Source organism: Microcoleus sp. K1-B1 (assembly GCF_036704705.1).
In the GTDB taxonomy this organism is placed as follows: domain Bacteria; phylum Cyanobacteriota; class Cyanobacteriia; order Cyanobacteriales; family Microcoleaceae; genus Microcoleus.
This window is the reverse complement of sequence record NZ_JAUBSH010000036.1, coordinates 25553-43016: the sequence shown is the minus strand read 5'-3', so window position 1 is coordinate 43016 and position 17464 is coordinate 25553. Positions and strand designations below refer to the sequence as shown.

10 protein-coding genes are annotated in these 17464 nt (G+C 43.9%); 6 read left to right on the top strand and 4 right to left on the bottom strand.

The genetic code is table 11. The features are described 5' to 3' along the window. Positions 1-32 precede the first annotated feature (32 nt). The 6 genes from QUA83_RS15350 to QUA83_RS15325 all read left to right on the top strand — a co-directional run bounded on the left by QUA83_RS15350 (position 33) and on the right by QUA83_RS15325 (position 10482). Positions 33-6020 carry an AAA family ATPase gene (locus tag QUA83_RS15350; protein ID WP_333293993.1) on the top strand — a complete coding sequence of 1996 codons (5988 nt, stop codon included), beginning with the start codon at positions 33-35 and terminating at the stop codon, positions 6018-6020. Positions 6021-6332: 312 nt separating this feature from the next. Beyond that, positions 6333-6728: a response regulator gene (locus tag QUA83_RS15345; protein WP_333293992.1), complete on the top strand. Its 396-nt coding sequence runs from the start codon at positions 6333-6335 to the stop codon at positions 6726-6728. After that, positions 6725-8389, top strand: coding sequence for a response regulator (locus QUA83_RS15340; RefSeq protein ID WP_333293991.1), 1665 nt, complete (start codon positions 6725-6727; stop codon positions 8387-8389). The genes QUA83_RS15345 and QUA83_RS15340 overlap by 4 nt, the downstream gene beginning before the upstream one ends. Positions 8390-8559: 170 nt before the next feature. Continuing rightward, positions 8560-8889 carry a hypothetical protein gene (locus tag QUA83_RS15335; protein WP_333293990.1) on the top strand — a complete coding sequence of 110 codons (330 nt, stop codon included), beginning with the start codon at positions 8560-8562 and terminating at the stop codon, positions 8887-8889. Next, the gene (locus tag QUA83_RS15330; protein ID WP_333293988.1) at positions 8886-9254 is read left to right on the top strand and encodes an aspartyl protease; all 369 of its coding nucleotides are present in this window, start codon (positions 8886-8888) and stop codon (positions 9252-9254) included. Before QUA83_RS15335 ends, QUA83_RS15330 begins: the two co-directional genes overlap by 4 nt. 7 nt (positions 9255-9261) lie before the next feature. Further along, the gene (locus tag QUA83_RS15325) at positions 9262-10482 is read left to right on the top strand and encodes an NAD(P)/FAD-dependent oxidoreductase (protein WP_333293986.1); all 1221 of its coding nucleotides are present in this window, start codon (positions 9262-9264) and stop codon (positions 10480-10482) included. A gap of 219 nt (positions 10483-10701) precedes the next feature. On the opposite strand, the gene QUA83_RS15320 is transcribed toward QUA83_RS15325, so the two are convergent. From QUA83_RS15320 to QUA83_RS15305, 4 genes are all read right to left on the bottom strand, one after another. Beyond that, the gene (locus QUA83_RS15320) at positions 10702-13119 is read right to left on the bottom strand and encodes a sulfotransferase (protein WP_333293985.1); all 2418 of its coding nucleotides are present in this window, start codon (positions 13117-13119) and stop codon (positions 10702-10704) included. A 75-nt stretch (positions 13120-13194) separates the two neighbouring features. After that, positions 13195-15267 (bottom strand): Wzt carbohydrate-binding domain-containing protein, encoded by a 2073-nt coding sequence (locus QUA83_RS15315; protein WP_333293984.1) that lies wholly within the window; start codon positions 15265-15267, stop codon positions 13195-13197. Beyond that, entirely contained in the window at positions 15268-16059 is a 792-nt protein-coding gene (locus tag QUA83_RS15310) for an ABC transporter permease (protein WP_333293983.1), read from the bottom strand. Next, the gene (locus tag QUA83_RS15305) at positions 16056-17306 is read right to left on the bottom strand and encodes a glycosyltransferase (RefSeq protein WP_333293982.1); all 1251 of its coding nucleotides are present in this window, start codon (positions 17304-17306) and stop codon (positions 16056-16058) included. The genes QUA83_RS15310 and QUA83_RS15305 overlap by 4 nt, the downstream gene beginning before the upstream one ends. Positions 17307-17464: the final 158 nt, after the last annotated feature.

Here is a 17464-nt window from a genome sequence, read left to right as displayed (position 1 = left end):
GCAGCTTTTTAACAGTATTTTGACGGCGAATTATGATAAAATTTCCCGGCTACCAGATTCTAGAACAAATCTACGAAAGTGCTAATTCCGCAGTCTATCGAGCTAGGCGAGAACAGGACGATCGAGCAGTTATCCTCAAGGTACTCAAAGAAGACTATCCTACAGTTGCAGAACTCACTCGATACAAACAGGAATATGAAATTACTCGCAACTTAGAGATAGACGGCATAGTTAAAACCTATGGATTGGAACCATATCAAAGAACATTAGCGATCGTCCTTGAAGATTTAGGTGGATTCTCATTCAGACAACTGCTCGACAGTCAGATTGAGTCAAATTCTCACTTTTCGCTGCCTGATTTTCTCAAAATAGCCATCAAAATCACTGAAATTTTAGGTCAAATTCACAGCAGCAATATTATCCACAAAGATATCAACCCCTCCAATATCCTCTTCAATCCAGAAACGGGAATTCTCAAAATCATCGACTTTGGCATTTCCACTCAGTTAAGCCGCTCCAATCCTACCCTAAAAAATCCCAATGTTTTAGAAGGGACTTTAGCCTATATGTCGCCGGAGCAAACGGGACGGATGAACCGTTCCCTTGATTACCGCACGGATTTTTACTCGCTCGGCGTCACCTTCTACGAACTACTTACCGGCAAGCTACCATTTGAGCCTGCTGATGCGCTCTCATTGGTGCATTGTCATCTTGCTAAAGTGCCGGTATCGCCTCATGAGATTAATTCAGAAATTCCCAAAGCGGTTTCAGATATTGTGATGAAACTGATGGCAAAAACGGCAGAGGAGCGGTATCAAAGTGCTTGGGGACTCAAAACAGATTTGGATAATTGTCTATCTCAGTTACAGAAAATAGGAAATATATCTTGCTTCTCTCTGGCATCCAATGATATTTCTGATAAGTTTCAAATTCCCCAAAAACTTTACGGCCGTGAGGCAGAAATTGAAACTTTACTAACAGCATTTGAGCGAGTAGCAGCAGGGGGCGGACGAGCCCCCCAACCCCCCGTTATTCGGGGGGCTGCGGAAAATTTGCCCACAGAAGAGAATACCGCAGCATCCTCGGGGTACGAGAGGGGAATCGAAATGATGTTAGTAGCGGGTTATTCTGGTATCGGAAAATCATCCCTAGTTGCCGAAATTCATAAACCAAATACTCGACTGCGCGGCTATTTCACAGAAGGGAAATTTGACCAATTTCAGCGGAATATTCCCTACTCAGCTATTGTCAGCGCCTTTAAGGGATTAGTGCGACAACTTTTATCCGAAAACTCTTCACAGCTTGCCCAATGGCGAGAAAAACTTCTAGCAGCATTGGGTGCTAACGGACAAGTCATTATTGATGTAATTCCCGAAGTAGAACTGATTGTCTGCAAGCAGCCACCCGTGCCTGAGTTAGGTCCAACCGAGTCGCAAAATCGCTTTAATCTCGTCTTTGGTCAGTTCATCCGAGCATTTTGTACCAAAGAGCATCCTTTGGTTATTTTTCTGGACGATTTGCAGTGGGCAGACTCTGCTACGCTCAAGTTAATAGAACGGATGATGGTGGATAATGAGACGCAATATCTCTTCCTAATTGGGGCGTATCGGGATAACGAAGTCAACCCGGCTCATCCGTTAATGATGACGCTTGATGGGCTGCGTAACCGGGGAGCAACTATCAACTTTATTACCTTAGCACCGTTAGAATTAGAACATATCAATCACCTAATTGCTGATACATTGCATAGCGACAATAAGTCGGCAAAACCGTTAGCAGAACTGGTTCAGCGGAAAACACTTGGTAATCCCTTCTTTGCCAATCAATTTCTGAAAACCCTGCACGCAGAAAAATTAATAACTTTTGATTTTCAACGTCACGCCTTCGTGTGGGATATTTCAAACATTGAGGCACAGGACATTACTGATAATGTAGTGGAGTTAATGATTGGCAACTTGAAGAAACTGCCAGAATCTACACAGCAAGTTTTACGCTTGGCAGCTTGTGTCGGGGCTTCTTTTGATTTAACCACTATCTCTATTGTCTGTGAAAAATCCAAAGAGGCAGTTTTCCCCGATCTGGTGACGGCAATTCAATCTGGATTGATTTTGCCCACCTCTGAGTTAGATACTCAACTGTTAATTCAGGATTACAAGTTTCTGCACGATCGAGTTCAACAAGCAGGGTATGCCTTGATTGATGAAGCGCAAAAAATAGCAGTTCACTTACAAATTGGTCGGCTACTGTTGCAGAATACAGATCCGAAAGCCGTATCAGAGGAGATATTTGAAATCGTCGATCACCTCAATCTAGGCGTCGAACTTGTGACGGATCGAGCCGAACGAAATGAAATTGCCAAACTAAATTTGATGGCAGGCAAAAAAGCTAAAGCTGCAACAGCGTATGTGGCAGCCGTTGACTATTTGAATAGAGGACTAAACCTACTAAATGCAGATAGTTGGCAGAGTAACTATGACTTAACTTTAGCGCTACACGAAGAAGCTGCAGAAGCAGCATATCTCAAGGGCGACTTTCCAAAAATGGAACAACTCGCAGAAGAAGTACTAAATCGTGCTAAAAATGTGCTGGATAAAGTAAAAGTTTATGATGTAAAAATTCAATCGGCTGGTGCACAAAGTAACATAAAAGAAGGAATTCAAATTAGCCTTATCGCACTGACACAATTAGGGATAATCTTACCAGAAGATCCGAGCCAGTGGGATGTTCAAAGAGGACTCGAAACAACGGCTTCACTCGTTGCTGGTCGAGACATTGAAGATTTAATTAACCTACCTTTAATGATTGAACCGGAGAAGCAGGCAGCCCTACTTATCTTTTCGAGTATAGTTGCTAGTACTATTGCATCTGTGCCAGCACTGTTTATACTTATGATATGCGAACAGGTGAATTTATCTATCAGATATGGTAATTCACGTTTGTCTGCATTTGCTTATGCTTGTTACGGATTAATTTTGTGTGGGGTAGTTCAAGACATTGATTCTGGTTATAGTTTTGGTAGATTGAGTTTAAAGTTAGTTGAGTTGCTAGATATCAAGGATATCAAGTGTAAGACATTGCAGGTGTTTGGAGGCTTCATAATCCATTGGAAAGAGCATTTCAAGGAAACCCAGCCTATTCTGATTGATGCCTATCAAAGCGGGATGGAAATGGGAGAATTTGAATATGCTGGCTACTCTGCATTTTTCAATGGATCTCATTCATATTTTATCGGTCACGAACTTACTGAGCTAGAACAAAAAATATCGACCTATAGTAAAGCCATTAGTCAAATAAGGCGGGAAAGACCCTTTAATTGGATCGCAACATTTTTGCAGGCAGTTCGTAACTTACTGGGTCAGGAAGAGAACCCCACTCTATTAAGTGGTGATGCTTATAATGAAGAGCTAGCACTCCCCCTTGCCATTGAAATAAATGATAGAACTGAGTTGCACTACTTATATCTAAATAAGATTATCCTCTGTTATTTATTTGGTGATTATCGTCAAGCTGTACAAAATGCTGTTTTGGCAGAACAGTATTTGGATAATGTGACAGCAATGATGGCTGTGTCGCTTTTCCATTTCTATGATTCTCTAGCTCATTTGAGCGTATTTACGAATGCTTTAAATTCGGAAAAAGAAGCTTTGCTTAATCGGATTAATACTAACCAAGAAAAGATGCAAAGATGGGCGCATCATGCCCCGATGAATTTTTTGCATAAATTTCATCTAGTCGAAGCCGAAAAAGCGCGGGTTTTGGGTCAAGTCCTTGAAGCTGAAGAATTTTATGAACAAGCTATATCTGGTGCTAAGGAAAATGAATATATCCAGGAAGAAGCATTAGCTTATGAATTAGCCGCCAAGTTTTATCTAGAGCGTGGCAGGACAAAGATTGCCCAAACTTATATGAAAGAGGCACACTACGCCTACACACGTTGGGGAGCCAAAGCCAAGGTCGAGGATTTGGAAGCAAAATACCCGCAGTTACTGCCAAAATCATCTGCCACCAGAAGCATTACCTCTACCTCCACGACAACTATCAAGTCCACAAGTGGTAGTCAGTCAGGTGAAGCGTTAGATTTCGCCAGCGTCATGAAAGCCTCCCAAGCCATTTCCGGCGAAATTGTCCTCGATAAGTTACTCGCCAACTTAATGAAAATTCTCATTCAAAATGCGGGAGCGCAAACAGGCTTTCTAATTTTGGACAAAGCCGGACAATGGGCGATCGAAGCCTCTGGGGAGGTGGATGCCGATCGCATCAACGTATTGCAGTCAATCCCCATTGACAACAACTTACCCGCATCAATCGTCAACTATGTTGCCCGTACAAGAGAAACAGTTGTCAAGAACGATGCGGCAAATCAAGGCAAATTTACACTTGACCCATACATCAAAGCGAATAAAACCAAATCTATCTTATGTGCGCCACTGATTAATCAAGGTCAACTGGGCGGCATTGTCTATCTGGAAAATAATTTAACCACAGGAGCCTTTACCCCCGACAGATTGGAAATTATCCAACTATTATCTGGACAAGCCGCGATCGCGATCGCCAATGCCAAACTCTACGCCGAAGTTAAAGAAAGCGAAGGACGGTTGACTCAATTCCTAGAAGCAATGCCCGTGGGTGTCGCTATCCACTCACCAACCGGACAACTCCACTATGTCAACCAGACAGCACAACAGTTACTCGGCCTCAACATAGCACCAGAATCCCAAACCGAGCAAATAGCCAAAGCATATCAAATTTATCGTGCCGGCACCCAGGATTTGTACCCCACTGACCAACTCCCGATCGTGCGTTCCCTAGCCGGTGAAGCTGCCAAAGCAGACGATTTAGAACTTCACCAACCAGATAAGATAGTTCCCTTAGAAGTTTCCACCACGCCAATTTTTGATGATACAGGCAAGATTGCCTATGCGATCGCCGCTTTCTTCGACATCAGCGATCGCAAACAAGCTCAGAAAATTCTCGAAAACTACAACCGAACTTTAGAACATCAAGTTGCCGATCGGACTCGGGAATTGAAAAACACCCTCCACACTCTCCAAGCCACTCAAAACGAGCTAATTCAATCGGAAAAAATGGCCGCCCTCGGACAACTGGTTGCCGGGGTAGCCCATGAAATTAACACGCCTTTGGGAGCAATTCGCGCCGCGATCGGCAACACGGATAAAGCCTTAGAAGCCTCGTTGTTTCAACTGCCCCAACTGTTGCCCCAACTCACCGAGCAACAGCAAGCCGACTTTTTCAGCGTCCTCAAACAAGCTCTGAGCAATCAATCCAGCCTCAGTACCCGCGAAAAACGCCAAATTAAACGCACGCTGACTCAACAGCTTGAATCTCATCACATTGCCAATGCCAAACAACTGGCTCACCTGCTAACAGAAGGAGGAATACATCAGAGTTTTGACTCTCAACTGTCTTTGCTGCAAACGCCCCAAGCCAATCAAATCGTGCAAATTGCCTACGATATCGCCCGCCTGCAAGCCAACAGCCAAAACATTAACAACGCCGTCGAACGAGCTTCAAAAATAGTCTTCGCCCTCAAGAGCTACGCTCGTTACGACCACACTGGGGAAAAACGATCGATCCAGATTACTGACAACATTGAAACCGTGCTCGAATTGTATCACAATTATCTTAAGAAAGGTGTCGAGGTCACTCGTCACTATCAACCCGTTCCAGAGATTCCTTGCTATCCCGACGAACTCGTGCAAGTGTGGACCAACTTAATTCACAATTCTGTTCAAGCTATGGATGGCAAAGGGACGCTGGAAATCGGCGTGCATCAGAAAGAGCAAAATATAGTAGTAGAAGTCACCGACTCTGGTTGTGGGATTTCTCCAGATATTCAAGAGCGAATTTTTCAACCTTTCTTCACTACCAAACCAGCAGGAGAAGGGAGCGGTTTAGGGCTGGATATTGTCAGAAAAATCGTGGAAAAACATCAGGGAACAATTACCTTTTCATCTGTCTGTGGCAAAACTACCTTCACGGTGACGTTGCCTATGGGGTAATATAGATGACAAAATAAATGATTTTTTTTAGCACGTCTTTGACGGGCATTTCATATCAGATCCGGTCGAGTGAGCGTAACAAAAGAGGTTTGTAGTGAGGAATGGGCGTCCGCATTTTTTTCAAATCCGTAAGCTGTTGTGCATTTCAATAGAATGTCAACAAACAATCTAAGTCTTGTGGGGTGGGCCTAAGAGCCCGCCCTGAATATGCAATTTAAATGCGTGACAGCTTAACAAAGGACTGAAGTCCTTAGTACAAACATATAAGGGTTAGATGACCGGACACGAGCTCAATTCGATAACCATAAAAATATGACTGAAGTAGCAATTCTCTGTGTTGATGATGAAATAGTTATCCTAGAAGTTCTTCAAGAGCAAATTAGCCGTCACTTTGGCGAGCAATTTTTGTATGAAGCTGCCGAAAGTGGTGAGGAAGCTCTAGAAATTATTGAAGAGCTAACTGACGGGGGAGTCAAGATTGTTGTAATTGTCTCTGATTGGTTGATGCCCGGAATGCGGGGAGACGAGTTTTTAGTTCAAGTTCACCAGCAATTCGGCGATATTACCAAGATTCTGTTAACCGGACAAGCCGATCGGGAAGCTATTGAACGAGCCAAGCGGGAAGCTAATCTGTACTGCTGCATTCATAAACCGTGGCGGCAAGAAGAGTTGCTCGAAACCATCACAACAGCCCTGAAATTAGGATGAACGAACTAGCAATTCTTGTGGTAGATGACGAACCGATGCTGTTGGAAGGTCTTGCTGAGGAATTACAAAGAAACTTCGGTCAAGATTACCAGATTGAAGCGGCCCAAAGCGGTGAAGAAGCCCTAGAACTTCTCGAAGAACTGCAAGCAGAAGGTATCGAAACTGCTGCGGTTGTTTCTGACTATCTGATGCCGGGAATGAAAGGCGACGAACTCCTCTGTCAGATTCATGCCCAATATCCCAATGTATTGAAGATTATGCTCACCGGTCAAGCCGCAGCAGATGCAGTGGGCAATGCTGTGAATTCAGCTAATCTCTACCGTTATATTGCCAAACCCTGGGATGCTACGGATCTCCATCTGACGGTTAAAGAAGCTCTCAGCAAGTATTGGCGAAGCAAAAAACTCGAAGAACAGAATGCTCAACTGCGGGAAAATGAACGTCGCCTGACTCAGATTTTAGAAGCAATGCCCATTGGTGTGACAGTTCACGATAATGCGGGAAAAATAACTTATGCCAATCAGAAAGCCAAGGAATTACTCCAGCTAGACATTTTACCTGAAACCCAAATCGAGCAAAGTTCAACGGATTTCAAAATTTATCAGGGGGGAACTGAGGAATTATACCCCGCACAGAAATCGCCGATCGTGCGCGCTTTAGCCGGGGAAACAGTTCGTGCTGAGGATATCGAAATTCATTACCCCGATCGGCTCGTTCCCTTAGAAATCTCGGCTACACCCATTCGCGATAAAACAAGCAAAATTTCTCAGGCGATCGCGGCTTTCCAGGATATCAGCGATCGCAAACAAGCTGAAGCCGAACGAGAAAATTTCACCCAAGAATTGTTCCAACTTAATGAACTTTTTTCCCGATTTGTTCCCCGTCAATTTTTGCAATGTCTGGATCGACAAAATATCACAGAAATTAAAATGGGAGAATCTATTGAAAAAAAAATGTCGGTTTTGTTTGCCGATATTCGCGGTTTCACCACCCATTCGGAGCAAATGACCCCAGAAGATACGTTTAAGTTTATCAATGGCTATCTCCGGCGCATGGAACCTGCAATTATTGAAAATGGTGGTTTTATTGATAAATATATTGGTGATGAAATTATGGCACTGTTTGAAGGAAGTGCCGATCTGGCTGTAAGTGCAGCAGTGACTATGTTGAAAATCCTCGCTGAATACAACAAAAGCCGACAACTACTCGATCGCCAGCCCCTCGAAATTGGTATTGGTATCAATACAGGAAATTTGAGGCTAGGAACAGTAGGCGGTAACTTTCGCATGGATACCACCGTCATTGGCGATTCAGTTAATCTCGGTTCGCGCCTCGAACAGTTAACAAAAGTCTACCAAGTTCCGTTTCTGATTTCCCACACCACCTTAGCTGGGCTCGAAGAACCGATGAAGTATGCCCTGCGCTTCGTCGCTAAGGTGCAAGTTCGAGGAAAAGCTCAAAAAGTTGGGGTGTTTGAGGTATTTGAGGCCGATCCTCCCGCCCAAAAACAAGCTAAATTGGAAACGAAACCGATTTTTGAATTAGCTTTGATTCGCTACTATCAAGGCTCGATCGAGGATGCCAAATTCCTGTTTGCTAGGTGTTTGGAAAGAAATCCCAGCGATGGTGTTGCCCAAAGCTATCTGAAACGGTGTGCTTAACCCAAACTTACTCCCTGCGGGGAATATTTTATCGATCGAAATGATATTTTATTTACCAAGATAGCCCGTGCAAAATACCTCAAAGCTAAATTGCACGTCTTTCGGATAGCTCGAACCGGAGCTTGTGGTACAATACGATAGAGAAAAAGTACCATAAGGGAGAAAAAACCATGACTAATGTGCAACCAAATCGCACGGTAAATCGCACTGTAAGGCGGGGAAGATTGTTCCCAGAAATTCAGTGGTCAGAAGAAAAAAAAGCCCAGTGGCGAGCCGAAAGAGAAACATTTTATCAGCGCTGCAAACCAATTTTCGATCGCCTCAAACCAGAATTGATTAAAACCCACTACAACTGGTACATAGCTGTTGAACCCGACAGCGGAGACTATTTTATCGACAAAGATGATATGGTAGCTACCAAAATGTGCCGCCAGAAACACCCAAATGCTATCCCGTTTCTTTTCCGCCTCAACCATACAGGGGCGTGCGGCACGATATGATTGCAGGAATATTTGGTGATGAAGACGAGCTATTTTTTGAAGTAGAATTGATTGCTGATAACGGCTTAGAATTGCCTGTTGATGCCCTGCTAGATACAGGTTTTTCTGGCTGGTTAGCAATGGACAGTCAGGATTTAGAAGGGCTTGATTGGATTTATATTAGGCGACAAAAAATGCGGACAGCTAAGGGAGAATTCTATTTCGATATTTATGCAGGAAAAGTACGCATAGATGAGCAAGAATTTGACATTCCCGTTCATGTGGGTGACGGAGTACCGGAAATTTTAATAGGCTGCCAGTGGCTGAAAAGTCGGCGGTTAGTAGTTGATATGCCTGCGGGTATTTTGACATTGGAAGCGAGTTAAAAGCAAAATGAATTTAAAAAGTTTTGACATAGTAATAGTAGGAGCAGGCCCAGCAGGCGGTCACTGCGCGAGAATCCTAGCCCAATCCGGCCACAAAGTCTTGCTGGCAGAGCAAAACGACAATTTTAATAAAAATGACTTTTCTAGCGCCGCTACACCTCTAGAAACCCTCTCTAAATTCGATTTACCTGAATCCGTTATCGGCAGTTTTTGGCACAAATTTACTATTGAAACTAGCAAAGTCAGTCAAACTTGGGAGTCTCCCGAAAGCTTGGGAGTTGTTCTCAATTTTGCTAAATTTAGAGCATTTTTGGCCAGCGAAGTTGAGCGATTTGGCGGTGAAGTTTGGCTTGGTTATCGCTACACCGGACATTCACAAAGCAAGGGCGAAACAACAGTCGAATTTAAACAGTCATCCGACGGTCAAATTATCAAAGTTAGCACTAAAGTATTGGTTGATGCTACTGGCTTTGCTAGGGCGATTATGTACGAAAAAGAGAATGATAAGCCTGATTTTTTATCGGGAACCGGAATCGAATATTTAATTGAAGTAGAGCCAGAAGTTTACAATAAATACAGCGGTGATTTAATCTTATTTGTGGGCGATAAATGGATGCCTAAAGGCTATTCTTGGATATTTCCAATGGAACCAAATAGGCTGAAAGTTGGTGCTGCCCGCATTTTTTTAGAGCAGAAAACGCTGACGCATTTGTCACCTCTGAAAAAATATATTGATTTACTGATTAATGAATATCTAAAGTCTAAAAATTATAAAATTCTTGACAAACACGGTTCCATGCTGAAGTACAGTCGTGGTTTGAAGGATATTTATTGCAAGGATAATATAATTGCGATCGGCGATAGTGTTTCGACAGTAAATTTTTTGGGTGGCGAAGGGATTAGACACGGAATGGATGGTGCCCAAATCGCGGGGAAATATATTCAAAGGTATTTGGAGGGGAAAATCTCAGATTTTCGGGATTATGAGACGGAAATGCACCGCAAGTTTGATCGGAAATGGCATATTTCGGAAAGGTTGGCGGTGAGAAAGTATATCGATGATGTTAATGATGAACTGACCGATAAAATAATTTATTATTTAAAGTATATGAACACTGAAGATGTGATGGATATTTTATTTTATTATAAATTTGAGAAAATTTCCCGAGGGTTAGGCGGTTATTTGCAGAGAAAAATCAAGGAATTGATTAAGAAATTTCACTGGTAAGGTGCGTCCGGTGATAGATTGTTATTTGAAGTAAAAATCTCGCTGATTGACCGAAAGCATCCAGGATACAAGCCCCCGGATTCATTCCGAAAGCAGACTCAGGACGGAGGAATAAAAAACCTGTACCCGATGAAACTTGCCGAACGTATTTATCCGTGGGGTCAATGCTTCAATTCTAAAATCTAAAATCTAAAGTCTAAAATCGATTGACGCACATTACTAAGCTAATTTTAAGGCATTTTCTGCGGTGACTTGAATGCGCGGCAGCGACAATAAAGAATCTTCAAAACTGCTAAAATTTAATGTATATGATACACCAAAAGTATATCCACTCGCTCCAATTAAATGCGCTACAATTGGATCGACATCGCCGTAAGGATAGGCAAAACATTTAACAGATTTCTCTAATCCCCGTTCCAAGATAGCACGGGATTTGGCTGCCTCCCGCACAATTTCTGTCGGCGACAATGCAGTCAAAGGTTGATGAGTAGCAGACATAGAACCGAATTCAATACCTGCATCCCGCAGTTGCAAAATTTCCTGCCATCCCATTAACTGCACTTCTTCAAATTCGGCTTTTTCCCAACTATTTGTCTTTCCTATTGACTCCGCTACGAGAAAAACAGTTGCTGTAAAATCAAAGCGTTTTAGCAGAGGCCAAGCATATTGGAAAAAGTCGAGATAGCCGCCGTCAAAAGTGATCAATACAGCTTTACCGGGTAAAGGAGTTTTAGCCAGTTTCGCGCTTCGCCAATTTTCCCAACTCGCACTGTAATAACCATGATTTTTAAGATTGTGTAACTGTTGTTCAAAAATCTGGGGAGTAACTGCGTCTAAACCGTCAGGAGAAATGCGGCGGTAGGAGAGAATCGGGAGTTTGTGTGTAAGGCTATGATTGTCCAAAACAGGAGGTTTCACCGAGTGAGAAACTTCCCGATAAGAAGATTTTGAGCTAATGATTTCCGGTGCGTAAAATACTTGCTTGGGAAACTCGTTTTCTTGGGGAATTTGCATTGTCGGTTCCCCCGCGATTGCCGCGGCTGACTCGATTTCCTGTAGCGCCGCCGCCGGGAGTGAGGCGCGACGGCTGACACTCGTCCCGATCGCACCCGATCGCCTGCCGAACATCACCGCATTTTGGGGGTAAATGCCCCCAGCACCCGGTGCATTCAACCATTCGGGCAAATTAGACCTTTGTTGAGCACAAGAGGCTAAGCGCGATCGTAGCCATTGCTTGCCGTGGAGTGGTTTTCCCACCAAAGCTTCTCGCACGGCGGCGACGCACAACTCAAAACCAAAATTTCGATTAATTGTCGATCGCAATTTTTGAGCCGAAACAAAATTATTTTCCACCGCAACAGTAACAATACCGACAGCAACGCCACCTACTTTCACCAGCACATTTATTTCAGAAAGCTCAACTTTTATATTAGCAAATTCCTCGCTAACTTCTACAGCAATCAAATCTTTTTCGAGGGTAATTGTTGGGACTTTCTCAGCTATTTCATGATTGTAGAAATCCTCCAAATGCCAATGTGGACGCCCCCATAATTCTTGCATAAATAGCGTCCAGTCATTTTTAGGGTGCAATGGTTCCAGCAAAGTTTCCCACAATTTATTGCCTTTTTCGCAGCGATTGCGTTGAAAGAAGCGATCGAGAATTTGCCAAGCAAACTGGGCTGCGATCGCATCCGCCAAAACCGAAGCCGCAACCATGCAATCGCAAATCGGCAATTCAATAATACCGAGTTGAATTCCTTCTAGTTTGATCGTACAGCACAGGCGATCGCATACTTGCCAAGCATAAATATCCGAAATTGGTTCTGTCACTTCCACCGCCACTTTCCAGGCAATTTCACCCTGGACTCGCTGAATTTTATCTAAAATATATCTAATTTCATTTCGAGTGAAAATTTTATGATATTTATGAACGTTACTACTTTTGACATCTCTCTCAATTCCTTTGTGCCAAGGTAGATTTAAACTGAGATTCGCGGCTTTTTCTTGATAATTAACCAGCATTGTGCCGTCATATTCAATGCCCATAAAATGACAAATTTTTTCTAAAATTTGTGTTTTGTTATCTAAAAGCTCCTCATATTTAACTAATATATGATTATATTTATTAATATATTTGTGGCTAGTTAACATCGCGTGTTCCCAGCGATAGATACAGTGATTTAAATCCCAACCAGCGCCCCACAATTCGTTAAAATTCCTAGTAGCATCATACATAGAAGCTATTGTATCCATACCGTTTCGCAAAATATGTATGAATTTTGCATTCGGCAAAAAGCGCTCTATGTCATCAATGAAATATATGTGTTCCGGCGTTTTTTCCAACCAAATGCTTTTTTTTTGTTCAGCAGCCAAACCATCCAAAACTCTCACAAACCAACTAGCTTTATCTTCCACAGTTTGGCTGTCATCAAAATCTTTCAAAAGTTCAGGACGTTTAATCTCATCCTTAAAAAAAGCTTCCATTCTACCTGGCAACTTTCCCGCAAACTGATCGTACAGCAAATAGTGAAAAAACTTAGATTCGGGAAAAGAAATAACTTCGGGATGAGCAGCTAATAAGCTTTGAAGAATTGTTGTGCCACTGCGAGGCGATCCTAGGAGAAATATGCGTTTCATAACATTTTGCAATTATAATTAACGGTATATTTTGAGGTAGGTTGGGTTTGGTTCTCGGAACCCAACCTACCAATTCTAACTCCAAGTAAAATCTTGTTTTAACAAATCAGAAAGTTCCTGATTGTAAGGCTTGAAATAATCGGTCAATTGTTGTTCGATTGCTGCTGGTATTTGGGTGTAATCCTCCCTCATATTAATCTCATCTTCTTTACTTGCGATCGCACTAATATCCAAGAAATCTAACACTTCCGAAAAAACTTTGTCGGTATTTGCCTCAAAATCTTCGCTTTTGAGAATTAGCAACTGTTCCCTCGGAAAATAATCGAGCCAATTCCTGATTTGTTCAACATAAATTCCTCGCGACAAATAAGAATAATGTTGGTGGTTGAAACTGTAATAACTTTGATCTGTTTTAATTTTTTCAATTTCACCTTTTAGGCGTTCGGGCTCCGAAGCGATCGCCTTTTCAAAATTCAGCTTTTCGCAGCCGATCGCCACTTCTAAATGATAGTGCAGCCAAGCTCGTTTGACCGGGTTTCGCAGCATTACAATTAGCTTAACATCCGGGAAACACTTGTAAACCCGCTCTGCCACCAACGGATGATAAATATAGTAACCAGTCATCTCCCACAGCAAAACCTTGTCACCCGCCACACAGCGAGTCAACTGCTTGCTGTACCAATCAACACCCCGCTCAAAATTCAAATCAAAAAACTGAATTCTCCTCGCACCTTCTTTAAGAATTTGCAAGTGATTTTCCAGATAACCACACAAAGCCTCAGTGCCACACTTTTGAGCGCCAATAATTAAAAAGTCAGGTTCCTGCTTATTTTTCAACTGAGTCGAAATCTGGGCATAGGCGGGGTTCTCCTTATTCAAGGCGTGAACTTTTTCGATTGGTTCGGGTAAATCCGCAACCTGCATTTTGCCATCAAATTCCCAGCGGTAGGGCGGACAAAGAATCGTTTTTTGGCTTACAGTCGATCGCACGTACAGCGGATAAAGGTGCCAATGATAATCGTAGGCGTAAGCCAAACTCTTCTCGTAAACGCCAGCATTCACGTAATACTGACCATTGCCTAAATCCAGCCTGTCTACGTGCAGGCGGATTGTGCCTTTACCTTCCGCCAGCGGCAGCAATCTGCCCATTTGATTAGTATTAGTTTCAAAACAACTTTGACCATCTTCCCGGCTAATTGTCACGCCAAAAATAGCAGCAGAAATTGGCTTCGGTACAGAATAATGAATTTCCACAGTAATAGAATCGCCACTGTTTATCTCATCATCCGGCAACACTTTAACATCCGTAATTTCTACTTCCAAAGAACCAAAGCGATTGTCATTAATTCGCAGTTGCGAACCCGTAGTCGTCATTTCAGGAGGACGCATGGGAGTGCGTTTTTCGGTTGCTGGGCGCATTTCCGACAAATACTGACCGACTACCACTTCCGGTTCCCCGTAAGCCACGATTTCACCTGATTTCAGCCACAAAGCCCGATCGCACAGTTTATGAATTTGCGCCGCGTTGTGAGAAATCAAAACAATCGCACATCCTTGATTCTTAAACTCGGTGATTCTGTTCAAACATTTATTTTGAAAAGCCACATCACCAACCGACAAATGTTCATCAACTAACAGCACTTCTGGATCGGTGTGAACCGCCACCGAAAAAGCCAGCCGCATTTGCATCCCGGTACTGTAAGTCCGCATCGGACTATCAATAAACTGTTGCAATTCCGCAAATTCAACAATATCATCAAATCGGCGCGCAGCTTCCCGACGAGTCAAACCGGCCACCACCGCACCCACAAACACATTTTCTCTACCCGTTAAATCCGAGTGAAAACCCGCACCCAAATCCAACAAACCACCAATTCTGCCATTAACTTCAATAGTTCCTTCTTGAGCGTGGCCGATACCGCCAACAAGTTGCAGCAGCGTCGATTTTCCCGCGCCATTCTTGCCGAGAATTCCCAGCATTTCTCCGGGAGAAACAGTGAAATTGATATCCCGCAGGGCCCAAAAACGCGCCTGCGGTTTCATCTGCCGAAAACCCGCCAAAGCTGCCTGCATAATCGTATAAGGTCGATCGGCAGAGTAGCGGTTGAAACGTTTCCCCAAACCCTTGACAACAATAGCTTGACGCATTTACAATTCCTCCACAAAAGTATTGCTTTGCCGTCTAAAAATTCCCAGTCCGATCGGCAAAAGAGCAGCCACAACCAAGCTAACAATTAACAGCGCCAGCCAATCTGGCTGCGTACCTTTGAGCAGTATGGCGCGGTAAGCTCCCAGCAGTGGCACCATAGGATTCAACTGATAAAAAGGCTGAAATTGTTTCGGGACACTGTTGAGGTCGTAGAAAATCGGAGTCAGGTAAAACAGCATCTGCAAAACTACGCCCAAAGTGTGCTGAGTATCACGAAAAGTGACATTCAAAGCGGCGAGGGGATAAGCCAAACTGACTGTCAAAATAAACTGAATAACCATCAGCAGCGGCAACACAAACAACACAGCACTCGGCTGAACGCCATCAATTGCCAGAAAGATAATTAACACCGGCAAAGCTAACAGAAAGTGAAGTAGCCCCGTCATAGTCGTGACTACCGGCAAAATTGCCGTGGGGAAATTCGGCTGTCTGATTAGCGCTTTATTGTTGGTAATTAATCCTGTTGCTTGAAATAATGCGGTTTGAGACCAACTCCAGATTAACAAACCGCTGAAAGCAAAGGAAGAAAATTGCGGAACGTTAATCGGTACAACAGAGCGAAATACAAAGGAAAATACAGCTAACTGCAACAGCGGATTGATTAAAGTCCAAGCAATCCCCAAAGCCGATCGCTTGTAAAGTAATTTCATATCGCGATCGACCAATACCCGCAGCAAATCGAAGAAATGAGCGATTTTGCGCCTGTTAATCAGCCTGGGAACACTTTTCATCGCACACCTCCGGCGACTTCCTGCGGTTCCGACTGTAGCTGCTCTTCCGGCTCAATCTCAGCTAACTGCTGCGCCTGCAACTGCGCTTTTCTGTAAGCAAAAGGACTGTCGAGAGCTCCCAGCAACTCGCTGACTACCAACTTGCGCGGCAGCCAACCCGGAGCCCCCAAGCGGCGCACCAGCCACCAACCGAACCAATTAAACATAGCAAATTTCCAAATTTCCCAGCGCGGCACAGTGCGGTTGCGATCGCACGTGAGTACATAAGCCCCAAAACCGCGCCCGTTATCCTGCAACTGCCGACTCAAAGCCTCCGCGCTGCGTCGGTGCAGGTGCCACACAAAAGCTCTCGGCTCATAAAAAGTCGAGTATCCCTTCGCCAAAATCCGATGAAACATCTCAATATCGCCAGCACCGCAAGTCGCAGTCCCCACATCGAGAGCAACGTCAAAATTGCCCACAACATCGAAAACTTGCCGCCGGAAAGCCATATTCGCCCCAACTCCGTAATTGCTCGCCCACAACAACTCCCTCGTGGAGAGCTTGCTACCATCCGCTTTAAAACTGTGGATGTGTTGCAGCATTCCCCCGTAGCCGAGTTCAAATTGAATTTGAGCCTCTGTTTCTAGTTCCGCCGGCGCGACTAAACCGCTAACTGCCATAATTTCCGGGTCAGCAAAAGCCGCAGCAATACCCCGCAGCCAACCGGGATCAGGCCGCACGTCGTCGTCAGTAAAAGCAATAATCTCATGTCGCGCTTCCGCGATCCCGCGATTGCGCGCCCAGTCCAATCCTGGCCGTTCTTCCTTGACGTAGCGTACCGGCAATCGCGCGACTAATTCAGCGGTGCTGCTGCTTGCAGGAGCGTTGTCTATAACGATAATTTCGCGGTGCGGATAGTCGAGGGCGAGCAGAGCTTCCAGAGCGCCTTTGAGCAAATCTGTGCGATCGCGCGTGCAGATGACAACGCTAATTGACGGCAGGTCGCGATCCGCCACTGCTTCAGAAACAGCGCCGAACTGCTCTCCTAAAGTCGATCGCACCAACTCTTTTCCTAACTGATCCACAATTGTTTGTCGCACTCGCTCAGCGGAAATGGTTTGTTCCCAGGGATTGTTACTAACATAAGCCCAGCCCAGAGGCCGTCCCCGGTAGCGAACTAAAATCCGAACTCCTTCGTATTGTTCGAGTTGCCTAATCGGATTAATCTGTTCGGCAAACTCAATCTCCATAACTTTTATTGCCATAACTTGCTCCTGAAAATTTTGCAGCGGGCACTAGATAAAAAAGTTTTGACTTGGGACTTTTAAGTTTGGGGTGGCAATTTTCCAATTTCCCTACTTTTGAGGTTAGAGTTTTTGGTTTAACTTCCCCGAATTCATTAGAGATGCACGAAAAAAAATAT